General features: G+C 68.6%; 24 protein-coding genes. 20 read left to right on the top strand and 4 right to left on the bottom strand.

Annotated features, from left to right (window positions below; translation table 11 throughout):
- Positions 1-17 precede the first annotated feature (17 nt).
- From ACFVWG_RS37310 to ACFVWG_RS37285, 6 genes are read left to right on the top strand one after another with little or no spacing between them, the layout of a single operon-like run.
- Positions 18-1,232, top strand: coding sequence for a Wzz/FepE/Etk N-terminal domain-containing protein (locus ACFVWG_RS37310; protein WP_391548217.1), 1,215 nt, complete (start codon positions 18-20; stop codon positions 1,230-1,232).
- Positions 1,229-2,854: a Wzz/FepE/Etk N-terminal domain-containing protein gene (locus tag ACFVWG_RS37305; RefSeq protein ID WP_391548216.1), complete on the top strand. Its 1,626-nt coding sequence runs from the start codon at positions 1,229-1,231 to the stop codon at positions 2,852-2,854. The genes ACFVWG_RS37310 and ACFVWG_RS37305 overlap by 4 nt, the downstream gene beginning before the upstream one ends.
- The gene (locus ACFVWG_RS37300; RefSeq protein WP_391548215.1) at positions 2,851-4,080 is read left to right on the top strand and encodes a hypothetical protein; all 1,230 of its coding nucleotides are present in this window, start codon (positions 2,851-2,853) and stop codon (positions 4,078-4,080) included. The genes ACFVWG_RS37305 and ACFVWG_RS37300 overlap by 4 nt, the downstream gene beginning before the upstream one ends.
- Positions 4,080-5,291: a glycosyltransferase gene (locus tag ACFVWG_RS37295; RefSeq protein ID WP_391548214.1), complete on the top strand. Its 1,212-nt coding sequence runs from the start codon at positions 4,080-4,082 to the stop codon at positions 5,289-5,291. The genes ACFVWG_RS37300 and ACFVWG_RS37295 overlap by 1 nt, the downstream gene beginning before the upstream one ends.
- A 36-nt stretch (positions 5,292-5,327) precedes the next feature.
- Positions 5,328-6,917, top strand: a complete 1,590-nt coding sequence (locus ACFVWG_RS37290; protein ID WP_391548213.1) for a right-handed parallel beta-helix repeat-containing protein — start codon at positions 5,328-5,330, stop codon at positions 6,915-6,917.
- Between the two features lie 6 nt (positions 6,918-6,923).
- Positions 6,924-7,301, top strand: coding sequence for a hypothetical protein (locus ACFVWG_RS37285; RefSeq protein WP_391548212.1), 378 nt, complete (start codon positions 6,924-6,926; stop codon positions 7,299-7,301).
- 33 nt (positions 7,302-7,334) lie between these two features.
- On the opposite strand, the gene ACFVWG_RS37280 is transcribed toward ACFVWG_RS37285, so the two are convergent.
- The 4 genes from ACFVWG_RS37280 to ACFVWG_RS37265 form a co-directional block, all read right to left on the bottom strand.
- Positions 7,335-7,934 carry an RNA polymerase sigma factor gene (locus ACFVWG_RS37280; RefSeq protein ID WP_391548211.1) on the bottom strand — a complete coding sequence of 200 codons (600 nt, stop codon included), beginning with the start codon at positions 7,932-7,934 and terminating at the stop codon, positions 7,335-7,337.
- 73 nt (positions 7,935-8,007) lie between these two features.
- Positions 8,008-9,519 (bottom strand): sugar transferase, encoded by a 1,512-nt coding sequence (locus ACFVWG_RS37275; RefSeq protein WP_391548210.1) that lies wholly within the window; start codon positions 9,517-9,519, stop codon positions 8,008-8,010.
- 1,776 nt (positions 9,520-11,295) lie between these two features.
- Positions 11,296-11,571, bottom strand: coding sequence for a hypothetical protein (locus ACFVWG_RS37270; RefSeq protein ID WP_391548209.1), 276 nt, complete (start codon positions 11,569-11,571; stop codon positions 11,296-11,298).
- Positions 11,568-12,380 (bottom strand): PspA/IM30 family protein, encoded by an 813-nt coding sequence (locus ACFVWG_RS37265; protein WP_391548208.1) that lies wholly within the window; start codon positions 12,378-12,380, stop codon positions 11,568-11,570. The genes ACFVWG_RS37270 and ACFVWG_RS37265 overlap by 4 nt, the downstream gene beginning before the upstream one ends.
- 165 nt (positions 12,381-12,545) lie before the next feature.
- Here ACFVWG_RS37265 and ACFVWG_RS37260 point away from each other — a divergent pair, with 165 nt between their 5' ends.
- From ACFVWG_RS37260 to ACFVWG_RS37195, 14 genes are all read left to right on the top strand, one after another.
- Positions 12,546-13,136, top strand: a complete 591-nt coding sequence (locus tag ACFVWG_RS37260) for a DUF3043 domain-containing protein (protein WP_391548207.1) — start codon at positions 12,546-12,548, stop codon at positions 13,134-13,136.
- Positions 13,137-13,165: 29 nt separating this feature from the next.
- Positions 13,166-14,179 carry an aldo/keto reductase family protein gene (locus ACFVWG_RS37255; RefSeq protein ID WP_391548206.1) on the top strand — a complete coding sequence of 338 codons (1,014 nt, stop codon included), beginning with the start codon at positions 13,166-13,168 and terminating at the stop codon, positions 14,177-14,179.
- Positions 14,176-14,385: a hypothetical protein gene (locus ACFVWG_RS37250; protein WP_391548205.1), complete on the top strand. Its 210-nt coding sequence runs from the start codon at positions 14,176-14,178 to the stop codon at positions 14,383-14,385. The genes ACFVWG_RS37255 and ACFVWG_RS37250 overlap by 4 nt, the downstream gene beginning before the upstream one ends.
- A gap of 26 nt (positions 14,386-14,411) precedes the next feature.
- Positions 14,412-15,122 carry an SCO2322 family protein gene (locus ACFVWG_RS37245; protein WP_391548204.1) on the top strand — a complete coding sequence of 237 codons (711 nt, stop codon included), beginning with the start codon at positions 14,412-14,414 and terminating at the stop codon, positions 15,120-15,122.
- On the top strand, positions 15,122-16,210 hold the full coding sequence (locus ACFVWG_RS37240) for a CbiQ family ECF transporter T component (protein ID WP_391548203.1): 1,089 nt from the start codon (positions 15,122-15,124) through the stop codon (positions 16,208-16,210). The genes ACFVWG_RS37245 and ACFVWG_RS37240 overlap by 1 nt, the downstream gene beginning before the upstream one ends.
- Complete coding sequence (locus tag ACFVWG_RS37235) at positions 16,207-17,817, top strand: ABC transporter ATP-binding protein (RefSeq protein ID WP_391548202.1); 1,611 nt, start codon at positions 16,207-16,209, stop codon at positions 17,815-17,817. Before ACFVWG_RS37240 ends, ACFVWG_RS37235 begins: the two co-directional genes overlap by 4 nt.
- Positions 17,814-18,623 carry an ECF transporter S component gene (locus ACFVWG_RS37230; protein WP_391548201.1) on the top strand — a complete coding sequence of 270 codons (810 nt, stop codon included), beginning with the start codon at positions 17,814-17,816 and terminating at the stop codon, positions 18,621-18,623. The genes ACFVWG_RS37235 and ACFVWG_RS37230 overlap by 4 nt, the downstream gene beginning before the upstream one ends.
- Positions 18,616-19,143 (top strand): bifunctional adenosylcobinamide kinase/adenosylcobinamide-phosphate guanylyltransferase, encoded by a 528-nt coding sequence (locus ACFVWG_RS37225; RefSeq protein WP_391548200.1) that lies wholly within the window; start codon positions 18,616-18,618, stop codon positions 19,141-19,143. The genes ACFVWG_RS37230 and ACFVWG_RS37225 overlap by 8 nt, the downstream gene beginning before the upstream one ends.
- Positions 19,140-19,919 carry an adenosylcobinamide-GDP ribazoletransferase gene (cobS, locus tag ACFVWG_RS37220; RefSeq protein WP_391548199.1) on the top strand — a complete coding sequence of 260 codons (780 nt, stop codon included), beginning with the start codon at positions 19,140-19,142 and terminating at the stop codon, positions 19,917-19,919. Before ACFVWG_RS37225 ends, cobS begins: the two co-directional genes overlap by 4 nt.
- A 188-nt stretch (positions 19,920-20,107) precedes the next feature.
- Complete coding sequence (locus tag ACFVWG_RS37215; RefSeq protein ID WP_391548198.1) at positions 20,108-21,088, top strand: hypothetical protein; 981 nt, start codon at positions 20,108-20,110, stop codon at positions 21,086-21,088.
- A gap of 483 nt (positions 21,089-21,571) precedes the next feature.
- Entirely contained in the window at positions 21,572-22,768 is a 1,197-nt protein-coding gene (locus ACFVWG_RS37210) for an ROK family protein (RefSeq protein WP_391548197.1), read from the top strand.
- A gap of 101 nt (positions 22,769-22,869) precedes the next feature.
- Positions 22,870-23,946 (top strand): substrate-binding domain-containing protein, encoded by a 1,077-nt coding sequence (locus ACFVWG_RS37205; RefSeq protein WP_391548196.1) that lies wholly within the window; start codon positions 22,870-22,872, stop codon positions 23,944-23,946.
- A gap of 130 nt (positions 23,947-24,076) precedes the next feature.
- Positions 24,077-24,892: an ATP-binding cassette domain-containing protein gene (locus tag ACFVWG_RS37200; protein ID WP_391548195.1), complete on the top strand. Its 816-nt coding sequence runs from the start codon at positions 24,077-24,079 to the stop codon at positions 24,890-24,892.
- Positions 24,889-25,798: sugar ABC transporter permease (locus ACFVWG_RS37195; RefSeq protein ID WP_391548194.1), on the top strand; the 910-nt coding region annotated here is incomplete at its 3' end. The genes ACFVWG_RS37200 and ACFVWG_RS37195, both read left to right, overlap by 4 nt.

The following is a 25,798-nucleotide window of genomic DNA, read 5'->3' as shown; positions in this document are numbered from 1 at the left end:
AGGGGGGCCGTAACGGCATGAGCGCGCAGCAGCTCGACGTGAAGAAGTCTTGGCAGGCAATTCGGCGGCACCGGCTACTTGTGATCATCGGCGCCACCATCGGCCTGCTGCTCGGCGTCGTCTACGCCTTCGTGCGGCCGCCGATGTACACGGCCGGTGCGTTGGTCGTGCTTCCGCCGCCGCCCGTGGTGGCCGGAACGACGACCGGCTCACAGAGCATCGATACCCAGGTCTACATCGCCGAGAGCGGTCCGGTCCTGCACAGCGCCGGCCAGAACCTGCAGCCGACCCTGACCACCGAGGTGGTGCGCGACCGGGTGAAGGCCAGCGCGGTCACCGACGACGTGATCCGGATCGATGCCAAGGGCACCTCGGCGAAGCAGTCGGTCCAGCTGGCCAATGCGGTCGCACAGGTCTATCTGGTCTTCGTCACCACCGACAAGCAGCTGCCCGGTGACCTCGGCAAGCGCACGGGCGCACGGATGCTCGAGGCCGCCACCGAGGCACACGGCGGGAGCATGCTCCTGCACAGCGGCACGTACGGCGGCCTGGGCGCGCTGCTCGGAGCTATCGGCGGAGCGATCTTCGTGCTGGCCCGGGCGCGCGGCGACCGCCGCCTGCGGTTGCGCGACGAGATCGCGGACGCCGTCGGACTGCCGGTGCTCGCGTCAGTCTCGTCGTACCCGGCCCGCGATCCCTCGGACTGGGCCGAACTGCTGGAGAACTACCACCCGACGGCGGTCGACGCGTGGAGTCTGCGGAAGACGCTGCATCACCTCGAGCTGGACCAGAAGGGCGGCCAGGCGACCTCGCTGACCGTCATCTCGTTCGCCGACGACACCAAGGCGCGCTCGCTCGGCCCGCAACTCGCGGCCTTCGCGTCGACGTTCGGTGTCGCCAGCTCGCTGGTGATCGACCAGATCCGCTCCGACATCCACGGCTCGGCCACCCTGGACATCCATCTGAACCTGGTCGACCGCGAGGATCCGCAGCTGGCCGGCGACCAACGAACCACCCGCACGATCATCGCGCTCTCCGCGGGCACCGTGACGGCCGAGGAACTGGCCCGGCTGGCCGTCGCGACCACCGCGGACGACCGCACCATCGACGGCATCGTGGTCACCGATCCCGATCCTCTCGACCGGACCATCGGACGGGTTGCACAGTCTCAGCGGCGGTCCGGATCCCGGTTCCCGACGCTGCTCACCGGAACGGCAAGGCGGACTCGATGACGAACCAGCAGTTCCAGGAGCGGACCAGCCCCGCCAGCACGTGGGACGACCAGGACGGCCTGTTCGACGGCGAGCACTCGGCGGCGTACCCACCCGACAGCCTTGTCACCTTCCGCTTCCTGCGGGACGCGCTCGTCCGGCACCGCTGGGTGTGGCTGCTGCTCGCAGTTCTCGGCCTGGTGGGCGGCGTGGCGGCGCAGTTCGGCCTGCCCTCGGCGCACTCCGCGACCGCCCGGATCCTGGTCACCACCCGCGAGGGTGAGGACCCGGCGAAGGCGATGGCCACCGAGGTCAGCCTGGCCACCACCAGGACCGTGGCGAGCCGGGTGATCGACTCGCTGAAGCTGACCGACACCCCCGACGTCCTGCTGAAGCGGTACACCGTCGTACCGGTCACCAGCCGGATCCTGGAGATCAAGGCCGGCGCGAAGTCCGACGTCGAGGCCACGGCGCTGGCCTCGACGATCGCCTCGACCTTCCTGAAGTTCCGGCGCGAGCAGATCGCGCTGCAGGATGTTCCGCTGCGTCGCGACCTCACGGCCGCTCAGAACGAGGCCACGCTGGCCCGGCAGGGCGTGGTGGCCGCCGGCGACGACCCGGTCGAGCCCAAGCGTCCGGGCAGCCCGGAGATGACCCGGCTGAACGCCGCGCAGGACAAGGTGAAGTTCGTCCAGCAGCAACTGCTCGACTCGACCACGATCGCGTCGAAGATGAACAGCAGCCGCCTGCTCGACGCACCCGCGCCGGTGCTCACGTCGGCCAAGAAGATGCTGGTCCTCAAGGCCGGTACCGGCCTGATCGCCGGTCTCTTCCTCGGGCTCGGATTCGTCGTGGTCCGGGCGCTGATCTCGGACCGGCTGTGGAAGCGCCAGGACATCGCGAGCGCGCTCGGCGCCCGGGTCCGGCTCAGCACGGGCAGGCCGCCGCACCGGCTGCTCCCGTTCAGCCGGCTGCTGCGGCCCACGCAATCCAAGCATCGCGGGATCCAGTTGCTGACCCAGCACCTCAGCACCCGGATCGTCTGGGCCGAGCGACCGTCACCGTCGATGGCCGTGATCAGCGTGGACGACGTCCGGACCTGCGCGCTGGCTGTGGCTTCGCTCGCGGTCGCGCTGGCCGATCAGGGCAAGAACGTGCTGGTCGCCGACCTGACCGGGCAGCGGGCGCTCGCCACGAAGCTCGGCGTCACCGAACCCGGCACGCACGACTCGGCCCTCAACGGCGAAGGCCGGATGATCTCGGTGCATCTCCCCGCGAAGGACGCGTTGCTGCCCGAGGGCTGCTACCTGCGGATCGGCGACACGAACCGTCCGTCCGGCTCCGGTGACGTCCAGCTGGACGCTGCCTGGGAGGACGCGGATCTGGTCCTCACCCTGGCGACTCTGTCACCGGCCCTCGGCGCCGAGCACCTCGGCTCCTGGGCGTCCCGGGCCGCGGTCGTCGCGACGGCCGGCCGGTCGTCGGCGACCACGCTCAAGGCAACCGGCGACATGCTGCGCCTGGCCGGCCTCGAGATCGACACGGCCATCGTCCTGCACGCGGACAAGACCGACGAAGGTGTCGGAGTGACCGAGGCGGAGACCGCCGACGTCACGGCCGACGTCGGGATGTTCTCGCGATGACCCCACTTGCCGCACTCGCGGCACGGCGCCCGATACGACCCGGTTTCCGCGTAGTCCCGCCCGAGCGCCGCCGGCGCCGCCGCGTCCAGCTTGTCTGGGCGTTGCTGGTGATGAACGTGCTCACGTTCTTCCCCGACTCACGGTTGCTGCTGCCGATCCCGAGCGCACTCGGCCGGCTGATCGCGCAGGGTTCGTTGCCGCTGGCCCTCTTGCTGGTCCTGACCGTCAACCGGCCGCTGCGGGTCCGGCCGAGCGTCTATGCCTTCCTGGCCAGCCTGCTGGTCACCGAGGCGGTCATCTCCAGCCTGCGGGCGGAGTTCCTGGTCGGCGCGCTGTACCGGTCGAGCCGGCTGCTGATCTTCGTGCTGGTCCTCTGGATGCTGTCACCGTGGTGGACGCGACGTGATCTGCTGCTGATCCGCACACACCTGATGGTGCTGTGGGCGGTGATCGGGACGGTCGTCCTCGGCTTCCTCGTGGCGCCCGGCGGCGCGATGGTCGACGACCGCCTGACCGGCATTCTGTGGCCGATCCCGGCGACACAGGTCGGTCACTACGCCGCCATGGCCACCGGATTGACCACCGTCTTGTGGATGGCCGGGCTGCTGCGCCGCGAGATCGCTCTGGTCAGCGTGATGGTCGCGATTCCAGTGCTGCTGCTCACCCACACCCGCACCGCCCTGATCGCCTTGCTGGTCGGCGGCATCATCGCCGGGCTCAGCCTGTTCACGGCCCGCGCCCGCGCCCGTCGCACCTTCGCAATCGCCATCGGGGTCTTCTCCGTCGGAGCGCTGACAGCGGGCTCCGCGGTGACCACCTGGCTGGCGCGTGGCCAGGACACCGAGCAGGTCGCCGCGCTGACCGGGCGCAAGCTCGTGTGGGACGCGATCCTCGCCCAACCGCGTACGACGTTCGAGACGCTGTTCGGTTTCGGCCTGTCCAACAAGTCGTTCACCGGCTTGCCGATCGACAGCAACTGGCTCGGCACCTACTACGACGTCGGTCTGCTCGGCGCCGCGTTCAACATCGCCATGCTGCTGTTCGTCTTCGTCGGCGCCTGGTTCACCCCGCAGGGTCCGCGCCGCGCCCTCGCCTTGTTCATCGTCGCGTACTGCGTCGTGGCGTCGTTCACCGAGACCGGGCTGAGCGAGGCATCGCCGTACCTGCTGGAGCTGACGCTGGCCGCATCGCTGGTGTACCCGAGACCGTCCCGGGAAGGCATCTGATGAAGATCCTGCTGGTCCACAACAGGTACCGGTCGACCGCGCCCAGCGGCGAGAACAGAGTCGTCGACCAGGAGCGCGAGGCCCTCGCGACGCTCGGCCACGACGTCCGGCTCTTCGAGCGGCAGAGCGATGAGATCGAGGAATGGCCGGCCTGGAAGAAGGCCACACTGCCCGCGCGGGTGATTTGGAACCCGACCACTAAGCGCGACCTGAGCGTGGAGCTGCGCGAGTTCCAGCCGGACGTGGTGCATGTGCACAACACGTTCCCGGTGCTCAGCCCGTCGGTGCTGTACGCGTGCCGCGATGCCGGTGTGCCCGTGGTGATCACCTTGCACAACTACAAGTTGCTCTGTGCAAGTGGTGACTTCTATCGCGAAGGCTCGGTCTGCCACGACTGCGCCGGCGGCAATCCGCTGCCCGCGGTCCGCAACAGCTGCTATCGCGGTTCGAAGTTGGCCACGGCAACGACCGTGCTCAACACGCGATCGCATCGGCGTACCTGGCAGAACCTCGTCTCGGCGTACCTGTTCATCTCCGAGTCGCAGCGCACGCTGCTGGCCGGGATGGACTTCGACGCCGACCGCAGCTTCGTCCGCTACAACTACGTCCCGTACGACGGACCTGTGATCGATCCGGCCGCGAAGGACCCGCGTCGTCAGGTCACGTACGTCGGCCGGCTCGACGCGGCCAAGGGTGCGCCGCTGCTGATGAAGGGCTGGGACGCGTACCGCGCGATCGCGGGTGACGACGCGTTGCAGCTGGCGATCGCGGGTGGCGGTCCGATGCTCGACGAGGTGACCGCGTGGGCCGCGGACCGGCCTTCGGTGCAACTGCGCGGGATGCTCGGCAAGCCCGACATCTTCAGCCTGATCGGCGAGTCGCGCGCGGTCGTGCTGCCCTCGGAATGGGAGGAGACCTTCGGTCTGGTGGTGGTCGAGGCGATGGCCGTCGGCGTCCCGCTGCTGGCGTCCGCACACGGTTCCTTCCGTGAACTCGTAACCGACGGTGTCGACGGAGCGTTGTTCGATCCGGGTCGTCCGGACGAGCTGGCCAAGCTCCTGCTCGACGTGGACGCCTGTCCCGACAAGTACGTCGACCTCGGCCGCAACGCCCGGACGACGTACGAGACCACGCACGATCCGCAGTCCAATCTCCAGCAACTGCTCGATGTGTACCGGTTCGCCGTCGCGAACCCGGTGCCGAGCCGCTAGTCCCTCAGCAGCCCGCCAGGCCCCCGAAGGAAGATCATGGAACAGCGCACACCCAAGTGGTACAGCTCGCGACGCCTTGTCGTCGCCGGGAGTGCTGTCGCGCTGGTCGGGCTGGTCTCCGCGGCTGTCCTGCTGGTCGGCAACGGCGCCATCGGCCGCAGCGACGGGACCGCGGCCACACCGGCCAAGTCCCTGACCGCGCCGGGCAAGCCGCCGGCCGCCATCTGCGGGAACGCCCAGGCCCTCAACGGCCCGGCCACCGCGCCGGCGGGCGCCGTACCGGTCAGCGTCAGCCAGAACCTGCAGGACCTCACCGCCCAGCACGCGGCCGGTACGACGTTCTACCTGTCGGCGGGCGTTCACCGGCTGGCCGGCGGTGAATTCCTGCAAGTGATCCCGAAGGAAGGCAACCGCTACATCGGTGCTCCCGGAGCGATCCTGGACGGCGGCCGGACGAACCGGTACGCCTTCACCGGCTACGCCGCGAACGTGACGATCAGCCATCTGACCATCCAGAACTTCGGCGCGCCGAAGAGCAACAACGACGAAGGCGTCGTGAACCACAACTCCGCCACCGGGTGGACCGTCGAGGGCACCACGATCAAGGGCAACGCGGGCGCCGGCCTGATGATCGGCAGCAAGAACGTTGTCCGCGGCAACTGCCTGCGCGACAACGGCCAGTACGGCTTCAACGCGTACAACCCGCAGATGGTCGTGGGCATCACCGTCGAACGCAACGAGATCACCGGGAACAACACCGACGACTGGGAGAACCTGCGGCCGGCCTGCGGCTGTACCGGCGGCGGCAAGTTCTGGACGGTCACCGGCGCCTCGGTCCGCGGCAACTGGATCCACGACAACCACGGCCCCGGGCTGTGGGCCGACACGAACAACGTGGCGTTCACGATCGAGGACAACTACATCTCCGGCAACTACGCCGAGGGCCTGATCTACGAGACCAGCTACAACGCACTGATCCGGCGGAACAGCTTCATCCGCAACGGGCTGGGCAAGGGGCCGGAGAACGAGGGCTTCCCGGCGCCGGCGCTGTACATCTCCGAGTCCGGCGCGGACAAGCGCGTACCCGGGCAGTTCGGCGAGACCTTCGAGGTGACCGACAACGTCTTCACCGACAACTGGTCCGGCGTCATCCTCTGGGAGAACGCCGACCGGTTCGCCGGCTCGCCCGCCAACACCAGCACCGGTTCCGGCACCCTGGTGAACCCGAAGGTCGCCACGATCACGACCTGCAACGCCCAGAACATCACCAAGCAGCCCTACCTGAGCGACTGCCGCTGGAAGACCCAGAACGTCCGCGTGCACGGCAACACGTTCAACCTCAACCCGGACAAGCTCGGCATCAAGTGCGCGTCGAACGCGGGCTGCGGGTACAACGGCGTCTTCTCGAACTGGGGCACGTTCCCGGACTGGTCGCCGTACCAGGCCCGGACGATCGAGGATGCGATCACCTTCAAGCAGGGCAACAAGTTCTACGCCAACACCTACAGCGGCCCGTGGAACTTCATCGTGCACGAGCAGGGCAGCTCGGTGAACTGGGCGGCCTGGCAGGGTGCGCCGTACGGCCAGGACAACGACTCCGTGATCAAGGTCACCGGGGAGCGCTGACCCGTCATGACCCTCCCGCCCCCCGAGCGCGCCGGCGCACAGATCGCACTGCTGCGGTCTGTGGGCTATGCCGCGTTCGGGCGGCACGAGCGTGACCTCGACGTCCTGGACGTAGTGTTCGACAGCCTGGTCGATGCCCCCGGCTGTTTTGAGCATGCAGATGACTGCCGGCACCTGCGGTTCGCCGGGCACGGCATCAGCCTGGACGTCGACGTACAAGGGCAGGCCGAGCTGAGCATCGAGCTGCGGGTGACCCCGGCCGGACCGGTGCAGGTCGAGTCCCGCGGGACCGAAGGCCCGGGCGACACCCGGCTGGTGAGCTTCCTGCTGCAGTGGCCGAACAGCACTCAGCGCCCGGTCCGGACCGCCTGGATCATGCTCTGATCAAGGCGGTCGCGGGCCAGACGCTTTACTGCTTCAGGAGGCAAGCAGCAGTCTGAGTTTGTCCAGGCAACGGCCCCGGATCGGGCCGATACTCCCGATCGGGATCCCGATCTTCTGCGAGATCTCCGCGTACGGCGCGGGCGGGTCGGCCATCAACATGCCGAGCAGCTGCTGCCAGCGATCCGGCAGCGTCTCCAGTGCTTCCCGGACATCGGCCGCCCGCTCGAGAGCGAGCATGCCGGCGTCGAGCTCGGGCTGGTCCCCCGGCTGCTCCTCGAACGCCGTCGATTCGTAGGTCAGCAGAACACGCTTGCGAAACGCCAGCACCCGCAGACATTCGCGGCGGGTGGTGACGACCAGCCAGGCGCCGACCCGCTCGGGGTCGACGCGGTGAATGTGCTCGAGCAACCGCAGCCACACCATCTGAGAAACATCTGCGGCATCGCTGTCACTGAGCCGGAAACTGCGCGTCACGGCCCAGACGAGCCGTGCGTAATGGTCGACCAGCCGGCTCCAGGACCCCTGGTCCCCGGACGCGGCCTGGATCACCAGGGTCGCTGCCTCGGACCGGACTGCAACCTCGGTCGTGCACGTGGAATCAGTACCGGAATCGGCACTGAGGTGTTGCACCATGAATTCCCCCCTCGGGAATGCACCGCTCTTGTGTCTCGCCCGCCCACGTCATGTCGTGGGCGGGCGCGTGTGGTCAGTAGGCGCCGTCACTCCCCAGTACGGCGCGGGCGGTCTTCCAGAGAATCAGCAGATCGAGCGCGATCGACCAGTTGTCGGCATACCGCAGGTCGAGCCGCATGGACTCTTCCCAGGTCAGATCGCTGCGTCCACTGACTTGCCACAACCCGGTGAGCCCGGGCTTGACGAGCATCCGGCGCGAGTCGTCGATCGCGTACAGCGCGACCTCGGACTGCAACGGCGGCCGCGGGCCGACCAGTGACATCTCCCCCCGGAGAACGTTCACCAGCTGCGGCAGCTCGTCGATCGAGAACCGGCGCAGGTACTTGCCGACCTTGGTGATGCGCGGGTCGTCGCGCATCTTGAACAGGATGCCGTTGCCCTCGTTCAGGGCGACCAGCTCGGCCTTGCGCTCCTCCGCGTCGACGACCATCGTGCGGAACTTGAACATCGGGAACTGCTCCCCGCCGCGGCCGACCCGGGTCTGCTTGAACAGCACCGGACCCTTGCTGGTCAGCTTCACCAGCGTCGCGGCGGCCAGCAGGACCGGTGACACCGCGAGCAGCATCAGCACCCCGAGGACGCGGTCGAAGACGGCCTTCATCAGGTGCGGACCGCCGCTGACCGACGGCCGCTCCAGGTGCAGCAGCGACAACCCGGCCACCGGCCGGATCGAGATCCGCGGACCGGCCACCTCGACGATGCCCGGCGAGACGATCAGATCGACCCCGCGCTGCTCGAGCGCCCACGACAGCTTGCGCAGCGAGTGCCCGGCCAGCTCCGGATCCGAGGCGACCGCGACCACATCGACGTCGTACTGGTCGACGGCCGCCAGGATGTCCATCTCCGTGCGGCCGAGGCGGTCCGACACCGGTTCCTCGAACACATCACCGCGCGGCAGGCAGCTGGCCACGACGACATATCCGTCGGCGGGCCGTTCTTCCAGGTGCCGGTGCAGCGTGACCACCTGGTCATTGCGGCCGACCACCAGCACCCGGCGCATGCACCGGCCGGCGAACCGGCGCCAGGAGATCTGCCGGTGCAGCACCCAGCGGCCGGTCATGGCCGCCAGACACGTCATCGGCACCGCGAGCAGTACGAACCCTCGAGCAACCTCGCTCTTGGTCGCGTACGACGTGATGGCGACCGCGGCGGTCAACGCCACCGCGGCCCGGATGATGGACCGGAACTCTTCCGGCCCGGTCCCGAAGTACCGGCTCTCGTAGCCACGCGCCAGCGCCACACAGATCAGCCAGGCGACCGGGATCACCGCCCCGATCACCAGATACCCGGCATTGATCTGGGCCCCGAACCGGCCGACCAGCGCCACCGAGACCCCGACCAGCGCCGCCGACAGATCCCCGGCGAGCGCAGCCCGCCGGTACCGGGCCACCCAGCGTGCCTCGGTGAAACGTGCCGATCGCGGCACGGTCGCCTGAACCTCGTCCGGTACTACCCAGACCGGCCGACGACGTTCCCCCGAAGCCGCCGGCCGAAGATCAGCCGGCTCGGCCAACCCTTCAGACATGACAAACTCAGTCACGCACAGTCACCCCCCACAGGTGAACAGCGACCCCCGTGACCAACCCACACCCCGTCACGGACAGTCGTCCAACGCCGCCCCCACAACGGCGTGAGCCAGACAGTACTACGTCAGACCGACGCCGAACAGTATTGACCGCGAGTGTTTACCCCTGCGCAACGCACCGTGGATCAGCAGCCATGCTTCGGACAGAACCCCGGCGAATTGCAGACCGCCGAGGACCGTTATCTCTCCGCCCAACGCTTTGGCACATCGCGATCCGAGTCAAGGACAACTCTGCGTTGGCCAGAGACACGATGTGATCACCAGACACCCACCGCAACACGTCTCCCGCCACCACTTGGGGCTCTTGTGACGTAGGTGTGGTTCGCGCGTTGCCGGACCGGCGGGTCGCCGTCCGATCGCAGGATCTCGGACGATCTGATCGGCCAAGCGTAGGGAGCATGTCGCCGACTGAACCCACTGTGCTGCCGGACATCGATTCCTGGCGGCAATCTCCTACCACTCGACATCGGACCGCTGTCTCTGCACGCCGACTGAACCCACCGTGCTCGCCAGGGGGCAGAGGACGCGGCTGGAGGGCGTGGGGTGGCGGGGCGGGGTGGACCCGCCACCACCGTCTAACTCTGCGCGGCTCGGACCCTTCACGCTCAACATCACCCGCACGAGCAGCCGCGCGCGAGGTTAGACGGTGACCCAGGTCCGCTACCCGGGGCGCGCCGGATACAACCCGGGGGTGCGCACCCCCCACGGAGGCCTTGAACAAGCTATGCCCTGTTCACAGCCCCCGTTTCCTGTCCACACCCCCAACAACCGCAACCAGGTCACTGCCAACGCTGGAACAACGCCCTGCCAGCACACCGGTCAACCGCCCCACCACACGGAGAAAGACCGTACGCCGCACCACCCACGAATGGGTCAGAAGAGTCCCCTTTGGTGTCTCCACCCTGCCCGCCGATCAACCCCCGCCCCCGAGGGTTCGCCGTACGCCGATTAACGCGTGGCACCCGCCGCACCACCGACCCGCACGCCCCCATTCACAACGTCCGAAAACCCGGAGACGGGCCCTCCGGTCTTTCGGACGTTACGTGGGCGTCCCCGCTAACGTCCGAAGGTCCGGAGACGGGACTCCGGTTTTTCGGACGTTACGTGAGCGTCCCCGCTAACGTCCGAAGGTCCGGAGACGGGCACTCCGGTCTTTCGGACGTTAGGTTCGCTTTGGCCGCGGCCGGCGGCGGCCGCGGTGGTTGCTCGCCACCGCGGCCGGCTTACTGAAAGCGGTGTGGCTCTTGATTCGGCCGACGCGGCGACCAGCCACCCACGTCGCCGGCCGAGCCCCGGTCGACACCAACCGGCGGCTTTCGTCACCCGACATCTCAGGGGATATCCCTCCAAGTTGCCGGTTATCCCCTGAAATATCGAGGGGAGAACCGACAACCTCAGGGGTTATCCGTTCAAATTGCCCTTGGCCGAAGCCGACTCCCGACGACTCCCGACGACTCCCGACGACTCCCGACGACTCAGGCAGCCTCGCCAGGTGCCTACCGGCCACCAGTTGGTGTCTCCGACCACCAGTTGGTGTCTCCGACCACCAGTTGGTGTCTCCGGCCACCAGTTGTGGCCGGAGACGGGAAGTGCTGCAGCTGGCTCTGGGCACGCGAACTGGTCCTGTGGGCGTGCGGCGGGGGACAAAGAAGACCCCCGAGGACCGATAGAGGTCTCCGGGGGTCTTGCCGACGCTACTGCGACGGAAGGGGTGTTTCAGCCGGCGATCAGGCCGTCGCCGCTGATCAGCTCACGCATCTCGGCCAGCGAGCTGTCGCTCGGCGGCAGGATCGCGTCGGAGTCGTGCAGGTCGCCGTCCGGAACCTTCTCACCGGACCGGACGAAGTCCAGCAGGGCGCCGAACGCGGTCCGGAAACCGGCCTCGTCAGCGGCCGCGACAGCCTTCTCCAGATCGGTGTCGACCGCGTTCAGCTGGTCGAGCTTGTCGTCGGCGAGCTGCCACTGGCCCTCACCCATGATGCGAACGATCATCGAACGTCTCCGTCTTGTGGTCGCGCCGGCTCCGCTACCGGCTGTTGCACTGGCTGAGCGGGCTGAGCGGCGCCCGGGGCCTCACCGGACAGCTCCTTGGGGGCGCTGCCCCCGGACAGCTGCGCCTTCATGGCGGCCAGCTCGTCCTCGACACCGGAGGTGGACGACATCCGCTCCAGCTCCAGGGTGATGCTGTCCTTCTGCGTGCCGGAGGCGTCGTCGAGCGCGCCCGAGGCGAGCAGCTCGTCGATCGCGCCGGCCCGGGCCTGCATCTGCTGGGTCTTGTCCTCGGCCCGCTGCACGGCCAGACCGACGTCGCTCATCTCTTCGGAGATGCCCGAGAAGGCCTCGTTGATCCGGGTCTGCGCCTCGGCCGCGGTGTAGGTGGCCTTGATGGTCTCCTTGCGGGTCCGGAAGGACTCGACCTTGGCCTGCAGCCGCTGGGAGGCCAGCGTGAGCTTCTCCTCCTCGCCCTGCAACTGGGCGTGCTGGGTGGTCAGATCGTCGATCTGCCCCTGCAGCCCGGACTTCCGGGTCAATGCCTCGCGGGCCAGGTCCTCACGGCCCATCGAGAGCGCCTTCTGCGCCTGGTCCTGCAGCTTGGACGACTGCGCCTGCAACTGCGATGCCTGCAGCTCCACCCGCTTCCGGCTGGTGGCCACATCGGCCACTCCCCGGCGTACCTTCTGGAGCAGCTCGAGCTGCTTCTGGTACGAGTAGTCAAGGGTTTCGCGAGGATCCTCAGCCTTGTCCAGGGCGGTGTTCGCCTTGGCCTTGAAGATCGTCGACATCCGCCTAAAGATGCTCATCGATATCCGTACCCCTTCTGTGCCGGAGCGTCGACCCGGCGTGCGTGTCAACCACCCTATGTCCCTACGGGTCACCACACCATCAGGACGGGCCCGGATAAAGTGGTGTTCACGACCGGGGACCACCCCGAGTCCGCGCGTCCTGCCGAATGAGGTTCAGACCCCGTGTTCCGTCGTACCAAGTCCGATACAACTACAGCCACCGTACCCGCTGAGCCCCAGGCCAAGCCGGGCGGCAAGGGACGCCCGACGCCGTCGCGCAAGGAAGCCGAGGCGTCCCGGAAAGCGGCGTACAAGAAGCCACGCAACCGCAAGGAGGCGTCGGCGCTGCGCCGCGAGAAGATGCGGACCGAGCGGGCCAAGATGCAGTCGGCCATGCAGACCGGCGACGACCGCTACCTGCCGGCCGCCGACAAGGGCCCGGTACGGCGGTTCGCCCGCGACTACGTGGACGCGCGCTTCTCGGTGATGGAGTTCGCGCTGCCGATCCTGCTGGTGGTCTCCCTGGTCGGCGTCGTGTTCTCCCGGCAGTACCCCTGGCTGGCCGGCCTGGTGAACATCTTCTTCCTGATCATCGTCCTGCTCGTCCTCGGCGACTGGTTCCTGCTCTCGGGCGGGCTGAAGAAGGCGGTCTCGAGGAAGTTCCCCGACGAGCCGGTCAAGGGGATCGGGTTCTACGCGGTCCGGCGGACCATGCAGATGCGCCGCTGGCGGCTGCCCAAGCCGATGGTCAAGCGCGGCGAGAAGCCTGCGTGACCTCGGTCTGAGCCGGTAGGGTCGGGGACATGGACTTCCGCTATCTCGGCAACAGTGGTTTGAAGGTCAGCGAGATCTCGTACGGGAACTGGCTGACCCACGGTTCCCAGGTGGAGAACGATCAGGCCAAGGCGTGTGTGCGGGCGGCGCTGGACGCCGGCATCACCACGTTCGACACGGCCGACGTCTACGCCAACACCAAGGCCGAGGTGGTCCTCGGCGAGGCGCTGGCGGGTGAGCGGCGCGAGTCGGTGGAGATCTTCACCAAGGTCTACTGGCCGACCGGACCGGGCGGCCCGAACGACGTCGGCCTGTCCCGCAAGCACATCCACGAGTCGATCAACGGGTCGCTGAAGCGGCTGCAGACCGACTACCTCGACCTCTACCAGGCGCACCGATTCGACACCGAGACGCCGCTCGAGGAGACCATGGAGGCCTTCGCCGACGTGGTCCGGCAGGGCAAGGCGCTCTACATCGGGGTCTCCGAGTGGACCGCCGAGCAGCTGCAGGAGGGCCACCGGCTGGCCCGCGAGCTGCGCATCCCGTTCGTCTCGAACCAGCCGCAGTACAGCATGCTCTGGCGCACCATCGAGGCCGAGGTGGTCCCGGCGTCGGAGGAGCTCGGCATCGGCCAGATCGTGTTCTCCCCGATCGCCCAGGGCGTGCTCACCGGCAAGTACCTGCCGGGGCAGCCGCTGCCGGAGGGTTCGCGGGCGACCGACGCGAACGGCGGCGCCAACATGATCAAGCGGTTCCTGAACGACGACGTCCTGACGCGGGTGCAGGAGCTCAAGCCCCTCGCCGACGAGGCCGGCCTCTCGCTCGGCCAGCTGGCCGTCGCCTGGGTGCTGCAGAACCCGAACGTCTCGTCCGCGATCGTCGGCGCCTCCCGGCCCGAGCAGGTCGTCGAGAACGTGAAGGCCTCCGGTGTGAAGCTCGAGGACTCGCTGCTGAAGCGGATCGACGAGACCCTCGGCGGGATCGTCGAGCGCGACCCGGCCAAGACCGCGCAGAACTCCCCGCAGACCCGGCCGGGCGCATGAGCTGGGTGTGGCGGTTCGAGACCCCGACCGGCGCCGTCGTCGACCCGAGCGAGGTCGGCGGCACCGAGTTCTCGGCCCAAGGTGACGCGGAGAGCTGGCTGGGCGAGATCTGGCGCGAGCTCGTCGACAAGGGCGTCGGGCAGGTCTTCCTGCTCGAGGACGGGCGTGAGGTCTACGGCCCGATGAGCCTGGAAGCGCAGGAGTAACAGGCGTCAGGCGTTACGCTGCTGCGGTGATTAAGCGACTGCTTCTCAGCCTGGTGGCGGGCCTCCTGCTTGCGGGGACCGCCACCACTCTGGCGTATGCCGAGGACGGCTTCCGGTTCTGGGGCTACTACCAGTGGACGGCCTCGTCCTCGCAGTGGGCCTTTGCCCAGAAGGGGCCGGACGGCGTCGTACCGGCGGACGGGTCCGTCGAGGGCTGGCGCTACGCGGTGGCCGGCCAGCAGCCGCGACCGCCGCGGGCCAGGGGTGACTTCGACGCGATCTGCCGGGACGTCCCGGCCGAGACCGGCAAGAAGCGGGTCGCGATCGTGGTCGACCAGGGAACGCCGGAGGACGCGCCGGCCGGCGCCCAGCCCGCCGAGCCCTACGGCACGTGTGTGGTGACGCAACCGCAGTCGAACGGCGCGCAGGTGCTGGCGGCGATCGGCCCGACCCGGGTCGAGAAGGGCCTGACCTGCGGGATCAACGGATACCCGGCCACGGGCTGCGGTGGCGCGGTCAAGGACATCAAGCTCCCGGACGGCGGCGACCCGTCGAAGGTCCTGGTGATCAAGGACGCGGTCGGCTCGTCGGCCGCGCCGCCGCCGGTCTCGGGCCACTACCAGGGCAGCACCAAGGTCAAGGAAGACACCAACTGGACGCCGTACGTCGCGGTCGTGGTGATCCTCGGCGGTCTGATCGCGGGTGGCGTGGTGCTCGTGCGCCGCCGGCGCACGTAGTGCGTGCTGTTGACCGCCTGACACTCCCGCGGGCACTGCATCCCGGGGCGTGGTGGATTTGGGCCCTCGGGATGGCGGTCGCCGCCAGCCGGACCCGGAATCCCGTGCTGCTGGTACTGATCCTGGTCGTGACCGGATTCGTGGTGGCGGCCCGCCGTACCGATGCTCCGTGGGCGCACAGCTTCACGGCGTTCCTCAAGCTCGGCCTGGTGGTGATCGGGATCCGGATCGTCCTGCAGGCCGTGCTGTCGACGCGCTCCCAGGGCAACACCGTGCTGTTCACGCTGCCGCAGATCCCGTTGCCGGACTGGGCTGCTGGGGTCAAGCTCGGCGGGCAGATCACCTTGGAGGCCGTCCTCACTGCCCTGTACGACGGGGGCCAGCTCGCGGTGATGTTGTGCTGTATCGGCGCCGCCAACGCGCTGGCCAGCCCGAGGCGGCTGCTGAAGTCGTTGCCCGGGGCCCTCTACGAGATGGGTGTGGCCTGCGTAGTCGCTCTGACGTTCGCACCGCAACTGGTGACCGACGCGCGCCGGATCCGTGCGGCGCGACGGCTGCGCGGACGGACTCGCGGTTCGTTCCGGTCTACGGCCATGCCGGTGCTGGAAGGTGCGCTCGACCGCTCGGTCGAACTGGCCGCAGCGATGGACTCGCGCGGCTATGGGCGCACTGCCCAGGTTCCGCGGCGACAGCGCCAGATCACCGGGCTGTGCGTGCTCCTGGGGTTGCTGGGCATCTTGCTCGGCGTCTACGCGTTGCTGACCGACTCACTCGCCTTTCCGTTCGCTCTGACCGCTCTGGCGATCGGACTGCTACTGGCGGTCGGTGCGCTCGGCGTCGGACGGCAGCGGGTGACCCGCACGCGGTACCGGCCCGACCCGTGGGCGCTACCCGAGTGGCTGGTCACTGCGGCCGGTGCCCTGGCTGGAGCGGTGATGATCGTTGCCGCGGTGCACGGGGTGCGCGGACTGCTGCTGGACGGACCACTCGTCGTACCGCCGGTCCCCGTGCTGCCGGTGGTCGGCGTACTGATCGGACTGGCTCCAGCACTGGCCGCACCGCCGGTCCGACAGGGGGCCGCCGCATGATCGAGTTCGATCGAGTCACAGTCACGTACGACGGCGCCTCCGCGCCCGCCGTACGGGATGTGAGCTTCACCGTGCCGGAAGGCGAGCTGGCACTGGTGATTGGGCGGACGGGCTCCGGCAAGTCGACCTTGCTGCGGGCGATCAACGGTCTGGTGCCGCACTTCACCGGTGGAACGCTGGCCGGGCGGGTGCTGGTGAACGGGCGGGACACCCGCGAGTACCGGCCGCGCGACCTGGCCGATGTGGTCGGGTTCGTCGGGCAGGACCCGCTGACCGGGTTCGTCACCGACACGGTTGAGGACGAGCTGGCGTACAGCATGGAGTCGCTCGGTACGGCGCCGGATGTGATGCGACGCCGGGTCGAGGAGACGCTGGATCTGCTGGGACTGGCCGACGTACGGGATCGTGCACTGGCGTCACTGTCTGGCGGCCAACGGCAACGAACCGCCATCGGTGCCGCGCTCACCTCGCATCCGGCCGTACTCGTGCTGGACGAGCCCACGTCTGCGCTCGACCCGCAGGCGGCCGAGGAGGTGCTGGCCGCACTGCAGCGGCTCGTGCACGACCTGGGCGTCACTGTGGTGATGGCTGAGCACCGGCTAGAGCGCGTGATCCAGTACGCCGACCGCGTGATCGAAGTACCGGGTGGGATCGGACTGGTCTCGACCGGGCTGCCGGCCGACCAGATGGTGACCGCACCGGTCGCACCGCCTGTAGTGGAGCTGGGACGGCTGGCTGGCTGGTCTCCGCTGCCCCTGTCGGTGCGAGACGCTCGGCGAGCCGCTGGTGCGTTGCGGACCCAGTTGGCCGACGCTCGGCCGCTGCGGCGGACTATGGTCGTGGGCGCCGAATTGGCGCGGTGCAACGATCTGGTCGTCAGCTACGGGACTGTGACTGCGCTGCGTGGGGTGTCGATCAGCATCCGGGCGGGTGAGATCGTCGCGCTGATGGGACGGAACGGCGCAGGGAAGTCCACGCTGCTCAATGCTTTGGTGGGCATCGTCCCACCGCGCTCCGGCACGGTGACTGCTGCTGGGACGGACCCACGGCGTACCCGACCGGCGAAGCTGGTCAAGGCGGTCGGACTAGTCCCTCAGGAGCCGGCTGATCTGTTGTATGCGGCAACGGTCGCGGATGAGTGCTCGAGTGCGGATGCGGACTTCCGGGTTGCCGCTGGGACCTGCCGGGCGGTGCTGGCGCGACTGGCGCCAGAGGTGGACGACCAGTTGCACCCACGCGACCTGTCTGAGGGACAACGGCTCTGTCTGGCACTGGCCGTCGTACTGTGCGGTGCTCCGCCGCTGTTGCTGCTTGACGAGCCCACGCGGGGGTTGGACTACGGCGCCAAGCGGCGGCTGGTCGAGATCCTGCGTGAACTGGCTACGGCCGGGCATGCGGTCGTCCTGTCGACCCACGACGTCGAGATGGTCGCTGAGGTCGCCACTCGAGTCATGGTTCTCGCGGATGGAGAGCTGGTGAGTGAGGGCGAGACTGCGACCGTGGTGGCGGACTCCCCCGCCTTTGCACCGCAGGTGGCGAAGATCCTGGCACCGCTGCCGTTTCTGACGGTTGGCGAGGTCGCCACCGCTCTGGAGCGCGCATCGTGAATCTGATCCGGCTCCGGCCGCGCAGTACCGGCACGCTGTTGCTGGCATCGCTGGTTGGCGTGGTGGCGTTCGCGTGGCCGCTGTTCTACCGGACTGATCAGGCAGGCGCTTCGGCGATCGGTCATACGACCGATGCGCCTTGGCTGTTCGTGTTGCTGCTGCCGCTGCTGGTGGCCGTCGTACTGGCTGAGCTGTCCGAGTCCGGCATCGACGCGAAGGTGGTGTCCCTGCTCGGGATGCTGGCGGCGGTCGGGGCCGCGCTGCGTGCACTGGGTCCTGGCACTGCTGGGCTGGAGCCTGGGTTCTTTCTGCTGGTGCTGGCCGGGCGGGCATTCGGGGCCGGCTTCGGGTTCGTGCTGGGGTCGGTGTCGTTGCTGGGCGGCGCACTGATCAGTGGTGGGGTCGGACCGTGGATGCCGTTCCAGATGTTCGCCTGCGCGTGGGTGGGCTGCTTCGCCGGCCTGCTACCGCGGGTGGGCGGTCGACTCGAGTTGCTGCTGCTGGCGGCGTACTCGCTCGTTGCTGGGCTGTTGTACGGCGTGGTGATGAACCTGTGGTTCTGGCCGTACGCGACCTTCGGCAGCGACTTCTCCTTCATCCCGGGTGACGGGCTGGTCGAGAACCTGCACCGGTACCTGCTGTTCGTCGTGGCGACCTCACTCGGTTGGGACATCCCGCGCGGGCTGCTGTGCGCCGTACTGGTGCTGGTGCTCGGTCGGCCGGTGCTGAACGCGTTCCGCCGTACCGCCCGCAAGGCAGCCTTCGACACCCCGGTGCTGTTCGAACCAAGGAGTCCGCATGCCTGACCGCACCCTCATCCTCGGCGGCGCCCGCTCCGGCAAGTCTGTCGCCGCCGAGCGCCTGCTGGCCGACTTCCCCGACGTCCTGTACGTCGCCACCGGCGGAGACGACTCAGGTAGCGACGAGTGGGCAGCCCGCGTCGCGAAGCACCAGGCCCGGCGGCCGGCCACCTGGGGACTGATCGAAACCGTCGACCTCGTCCCGCTGCTCGCGTCCCCCGGTCCGCCGTTGCTGATCGACTGCCTGACGCTCTGGCTCTCCCGAACCATGGACGCGCTCCAGATCTGGTCCGACCTGAGCCGCGCGGACGTCGTCGAGAACCAGATCGCCGCCCTGGGCGCCGCCTGGTCCGCGACCACTCGCCACGTGGTTGCCGTCAGCAACGACATCGGCGCCGGCGTCGTCCCCGCCGACCCTGGCACCCGACTGTTCCGCGACCTGATGGGCCGCCTGAACACCACCATCTCCCTGGCCTCCGACCAGGCCCTCTACACGATCGCCGGCCGAACCCTCCCGCTCACATGATCGATGCGATCCGGCTCACCTTCGGCCTGCTGAGCGTCCTGCCCGCCGGCATGCCATCCCACGTCGACCGCGTCGTAGGCCGCCGCGCCATGCTGCTGGCGCCCCTGGTCGGCGCCGTACTCGGCGGTGTCGCGGCGGGCGTAGTCGCGCTGGTGCAACTGGTACGCCCCGACGCCGACTTGCTCGCCGCAGTCCTCGGCGTACTGGCTGTGGCGGCCCTGTCCGGCGGACTGCACCTCGACGGCCTGGCCGACTTCGCCGACGCCCTCGGCAGCCGCCGCGACCGCGAAACCATGCTGCGCATCATGAAGCAGAGCGACATCGGCCCCTTCGGCGTCCTCAGCATCATCGCCGTCCTCCTCATCGACGTTGCCGCCCTCACCGCCTGCATCCAGTCCCACTTCGGCTGGCAAGCCATCCTCATCGCCACCACCGCCAGCCGCCTCACCCTCCCCTGGACCTGCCGCACCACCATCCCCTCGGCCCGCCCCGACGGCCTAGGCGCCATCGTCGCCGCCACAGTCCGCCCCCTCACCGCTGCGCTAACCACCCTCGCCGTACTGGCCGCCGCCACAGCCCTCACCTGCCTAACCCGCTCACCCACATCCGCCATCGCCACCGCAGCCGCCGTCCTCCTCACCGTCCCAGCCGCCCTAGCCACCACCCGCCGAGCCCGCACCACCCTCGGCGGCACCACCGGCGACGTCCTAGGCGCCGCCATCGAACTAACCCTCCCGATCGCCCTAACCACCCTCGCCCTCACCGCCGCACTTTGAGCACCCCTCAACCATTGAGGGGGCGCGCAAGTGGTTGAACCGTGCTCAAGGTCGAGGCCGAGACGCACCTTGAGCACCCCTCAACCATTCCGCGGGCGCGCAGGTGGTTGAACCGTGCTCAAGGTGGTTATCCACAGGTCGGCGAAGCGCAGTGGCGGCGAGCGGGTCGAATGGCCGATCGTGGTGGGATGGTTTCCCTTGACCTGGTACGGCGGCCGCGGCCGCGCGCCGTACTGATTCGGCTGGGTCTGAGCGACCCCGCCCTGCGACGACTCGTTCGGCAAGGCCAATTACAACTCCACCATCGTCACTACCTCGATGGACGCGTCCCACGTGATCAAGCGATCGTCGCGTGTGCGCAAGCCGCCTACCCGGGGTCCGTCGTGAGCCATTTCAGCGCGGCGCATCTCGCCGGACTCAATACCTGGGTCGACGGAGCGCGCCAACCAGCGCTGCGGTACGACGCCACCTGGCTGACCCGACCGCCGTCAGCGCGGCGCAACCAGCGGCGGCGGGACATCGTCGTACGGCGTGCAGGTCTGCCGGCCGCCGATCTGTCACCGAGTGGGCTGCTGCTGGCGACCTCTGCGGCGAGGACCGCGGTCGACCTCGCCCGTGAACTGCCGCTGCGCGAATCGATCGTCACCCTTGACGACGCGCTGCGATCCGGCGTCTCCCGGGCAGAGTTGCTGACGGTTCTCGATCGACAGGAGCGCTGGCCCGGTGCCCGCGGGGCCAGGACTGCGATCGACTTCGGTGATCCGTTGTCGGAGTCCGCGCTGGAGTCGGTGGCCCGGGTGTTCTTCTCCACGGCCGGTCTCCCGGCTCCGATCCTGCAGGCTCAGTTCTTCGACGGATACCAATGGATGCTCGAGCGGGTCGACTTCTGGTGGCCGGAATTCCGGCTGGTCGCGGAGGCCGACGGCCTGTTCAAGTACGACGGCAACACGCAGGAGGAACGCCGTCGCCGGATCCGCGACAGCTACCGCCGAGACCAGCGCATCAGCGATCGCGGTGTCGAACTGATCCACTTCGGCTGGGAGGACGTCGTACAACCGTCCGACCTCGTAGCGCGCCTTCGCGCCGCAGCCCGCCGCGGCCAAGCCCGCCCCGGCGACACTCCGATCTGGCGACCAACCTCCACCCGCCCCACCACCGCAACCGCCTAATACGCCCCCGCACCTTGAGCACCGCTCAACCACCCCGCGCCCTCCGAAACGACTGAGCCGTGCCCAAAGTCCACACCACCCTGCACCTTGAGCACCGCTCAACCACCCCGCGCCCTCCGAAACGACTGAGCCGTGCCCAAAGTCCACACCACCCTGCACCTTGAGCACCGCTCAACCATCGCGCGACCCCCTGAACGACTGAGCCGTGCACAAAGTCCGCGCGCCCCGCACTTTGAGCACCGTTCAACCACGCTGCATGGCCCCAGATGGTCGAGCCGTGCACAAGGTCGGCGGTGACTCGCACTTTGAGCACCGTTCAACCGTGGGGCGGGGGCGCGGGTGGTTGAACCGTGCTCAAGGTGGGGCGGTGCATTAGGGTCGCCGGGGCGGGGGTGGGTTGGTGAGGGTGAGGCGGAGGACGATGTTCGTGGTTGGCGGTGGGTGCGTGGATACATCCACCCCTCGATCCGTTATGTTTATGTAATGAACGCAAGCCGTCCCGCGCCTGGCTCGCAGACTTCGCTGCGCGAAGCCAACCGCGCGCGCGTTCTGGGAGTTGTCCGGCAGCACGGGCCGTTGACGCAGGTGGAGATCGCCGCTGCGTCCGGGTTGTCGGCCGCGACCGTGTCGAACATGGTTCGCGAGCTGGATCAGGCCGGCATGGTCGGGTTGTCGCGGAGCATCCGGAACGGGCGTCGCGCCGTACTGGTTTCGCTGTCGTCCGGCGGTGGGCTGCTGGCCGGGGTCGCGTTCGGTGAGCGGGACGTGCGGGTCGCGATCGCGGACGCGTCGCGCGAGATCCTCGCCCAGCAGATGATGCCGCTGCAGGCCGATCACGCCGCCGACGACGGGATGGAACGGGTCGCCAGGCTGCTCGCCGACCTGGCCGAGACCGTCAGTTCCGGTGTCGAGGAGATCGCGGCCATCGGGTTCGGTCTGCCCACGCCGGTCGATTCGGTCAGCCACCAGGCCGGTTCGGACGCCGTACTGCCGGGCTGGCGTGGGGTGAACGTCGCCGAGGCGATGACCGGATACCTCCGGGCACCCGTTGCCCTCGACAACACCGCGAACCTGGCCGCCCTCGGCGAACTGCGCAGCGGCGCCCTGCAAGGCGTCCAGAACGGTTGCTACCTGAAGTTCTCGTACGGCGTCGGCGCCGGGATCGTGCTGAACGGCGAGGTGTTCCGCGGCTCAGCCGGTACGGCGGGCGAGATCGGGCACGTCACGATTGACGAGAACGGACCGATCTGCCGGTGCGGGAACCGCGGTTGCCTGGACACGTTCGTCGGGTCCCGCGCACTGATCAACAGCCTGGCCGCCTCGCACGGCCCGCTGCGGCTCAAGGACATCGTGCATCGGGCGCTGGACGACGACCTCGGCTGCCGCCGGGTGATCGAGGACGCGGGCCGTCGGGTCGGCGTGGCCGTGGCCGGCCTGGTCAACCTGCTGAATCCTGAGGTGATCGTGGTCGGCGGGCTGATCGCCGAGGCCGGCGATCTGGTCCTGCTCCCCCTCCGCGAGGCCCTGGATCGGTGTGCGATCCCCAGCGCGGCGGCCACCGTGGAGCTCCGGCCGGCTGCGCTCGGTGACGATGCCGACGTCCTGGGAGCGATCAATCTCGCCTCACTGCTGAGCCATCGTCACGCCACGCAGTCAATCGCGAATCAGACAGCCGTGTAACAACGATATGTCTATTTGTTGAATTCAAGTCTTGACGTCAACGCCGAGTGGGTCTTGACTTCGGTCAGGCCTACTCGGGCCTTCACGTCAAGGAGCCGCATATGTCCGTGTCAGTACCTCGTCTCGTCGGCCTCGGCATCGCCGTCTCGGCCCTCGCCGTCTCGCTGGTCGCCTGTGGTTCCGACGACGGCGGCTCCGGTAGCGGTTCGGGCAGCGGCGGCAAGAAGATCGCACTGCTGCTGCCCGAGTCCAAGACCACTCGGTACGAGGCCCTGGACCGGCCGCTGTTCACCGAGGCCCTGAAGGCGGCCTGCGCGGACTGCGAGCTGATCTACAGCAACGCCGACCAGGACCCAGCCAAGCAACAGCAGCAGGCCGAGGCCGCGCTGACCCAGGGCGCGAACGTGCTCGTCCTCGACCCGGTCGACGGCAAGGCCGCCGCCGCGGTCGTCGCCTCGGCCAAGGGCCAGAACGTGCCGGTGATCGCCTACGACCGGTTCATCGAGGGCGCCAACTACTACGTCTCGTTCGAGAACGAGGCCGTCGGCAAGCTCCAGGCGCAGACCCTGGTCGACACCCTGAAGGCGGCCGGCAAGACGTCCGGCAACCTGGCGATGATCAACGGCTCGCCGACCGACCCGAACGCGGCCGACTTCAAGAAGGGCGCGCACAGCGTGCTCGACACCAGCGGCTACAAGATCGCCGCCGAGTTCGACACCCCGGACTGGAGCCCGGACAAGGCCCAGGCCTGGATGGAAGGCCAACTGAGCGCCATCAAGAACGGCCTGGTCGGCGTCTACGCGGCCAACGACGGTACGGCGGGTGGCGCGATCGCAGCCCTCAAGGGTGGTGGCGTGACCCCGCTGCCGCCGGTCACCGGTCAGGACTCCGAGCTCGCCGCGATCCAGCGGATCGTCTCCGGTGACCAGGCCATGACCATCTACAAGGCCGTCAAGCCGCAGGCCGAGGCCGCCGCGAAGGCAGCCGTCGCGCTGGCCGGCGGTGGCAAGGCCGAGTCGACCGGCGACTTCAAGGGCGTCCCGGCGACGATCCTCGACCCGGTCGCCGTGACCAAGGCGAACATCAAGGACACCGTCGTCAAGGACGGCATCTACAAGGTGACCGACATCTGCACCGCGTCGTTCCAGGCCGCCTGCACCGCTGCCGGCCTGAGCTGACCCCCGTTGCCGGTACCGCCCCGAGTGAGGTCGGGACGGTACCGGCAACGGATGCGTGCCCTGCCGCCCCTGTCCCGACGGTGCTCACACCGGGATCATGGGCAGGACGAAGCCTCAGGAGGCTGATCGAGTGACTGTCATTCCCACCCCTTCCCCACCGCTCACCGGCACGGTGCTGACGCTGCGGGGCATCTCCAAGCGGTTCGGCGCCGTCCAGGCGCTGAAGAACATCGAGCTCGACGTCCGGGCCGGCGAGGTACTCGCCCTGGTCGGTGACAACGGCGCCGGCAAGTCGACGCTGGTGAAGACGATCGCCGGGGTCTACACCGCCGACGACGGCACCATGGTGTTCGACGGCAAGGAGGTGCGGGTCGGGAGCCCGGCGGAGGCACAGCAGCTCGGGATCGCCACCGTGTTCCAGGACCTCGCGCTCTGCGACAACCTCGACGTCGTCGCGAACCTCTACCTCGGCCGTGAACTGCGCAAGGGCCGGGTCCTGGACGAGGTCGAGATGGAGCGTTCCTCCTGGGAGCTGCTCCGCCAGCTGTCGGCCAAGATCCCCTCGGTCCGGATCCCGGTGGCCAGCCTGTCCGGTGGTCAGCGGCAGACCGTCGCGATCGCCCGCAGCCTGCTCGGTCAGCCGAAGGTCGTGATGCTCGACGAGCCGACCGCGGCCCTGGGCGTGGCCCAGACCGCCGAGGTGCTGAACCTCGTCGAGCGGCTGCGCGAACGTGGCCTCGCGGTCATTCTGATCAGCCACAACATGGCCGACGTGATGGCGGTGGCCGACCGGGTCGCCGTACTGCGTCTGGGCCGCAACAACGGCGTCTTCCAGGTCAGTGAGACCAAGACCCAGGACATCATCGCCGCCATCACCGGCGCGACCGACAATGCCGTCTCCGAGCGCGCGGCGCGCCGGACGCGGGAGGAGGGCTCGGCATCATGACCGTGCACGGATCTGAGGCCCGCCCGCAGGACTCCACGGGTAACGGCAACGGCGACGGCGCTGTGACCAGCGCCGAGAACCTGCCCGCCGATCTGCAGGACGAGCGCCTGATCGCCAGCCGTGGCGTCAGCGGCGCCGTCGCCGCCTTCACCAGCCGGCTGCGCTCGGGCGATCTGGGCTCGGTCCCGGTGGTGATCGGTCTGATCATCATCTGGGCGGTCTTCCAGATCGCCAACGGCTCGTTCCTGTCCAGCCGCAACCTGGTCAACCTGACCCTGCAGACCAGCTCGATCGGGGTCATTGCCCTCGGCATCGTTCTGGTCCTGCTGCTGGGTGAGATCGACCTGTCCGTCGGCTCGGTCAGCGGCCTGGCCGGCGCCGTACTGGGGGTCACTTTCGTCAACCAGGGCTGGCCGTTGATCATCTCGCTGATCGTCAGCATCGTCCTCGGCCTGGTGATCGGGTTGTTCTACGGTGCGCTCTTCACCAGATTCGGTGTGCCGAGCTTCGTGATCACGCTGGCCGGTCTGCTCGGCTTCCTCGGTCTGCAGTTGCTGGTGCTCGGCAAGGAAGGCACGCTGAACTTCCCGTTCGACTCGGCCCTGGTCGGCTTCGCGGCCCGCAGCTTCCTGTCGCCCGCGCTGTCCTACGCCCTGGTCGCCGTCGTCGTCGCGGCCTACGTGCTGACCCGCCTGCGTGCCCGGGGCGCCCGCCTCGCCGCAGGCCTGTCGGCCGCGCCGCACTCGATGATCGCCGTCAAGGCCGTCGCTCTCGCGGCGATCCTGGCCATCCCGGCGATCGTCCTGAACGGCGACCGCGGTGTCTCGTCGATGTTCCTGCTGTTCCTGGTCCTGGTCGTCGTCACCGACTTCGCCGTCCGCCGGACCCGCTGGGGCCGCTCGGTGG

The sequence above is a fragment of the Kribbella sp. NPDC058245 genome, assembly GCF_042882005.1.
Classification (GTDB): Bacteria; Actinomycetota; Actinomycetes; order Propionibacteriales; family Kribbellaceae; genus Kribbella.
Note: the sequence above shows the minus strand (reverse complement) of the source record. Positions and strands in the feature narration are given on the sequence as shown.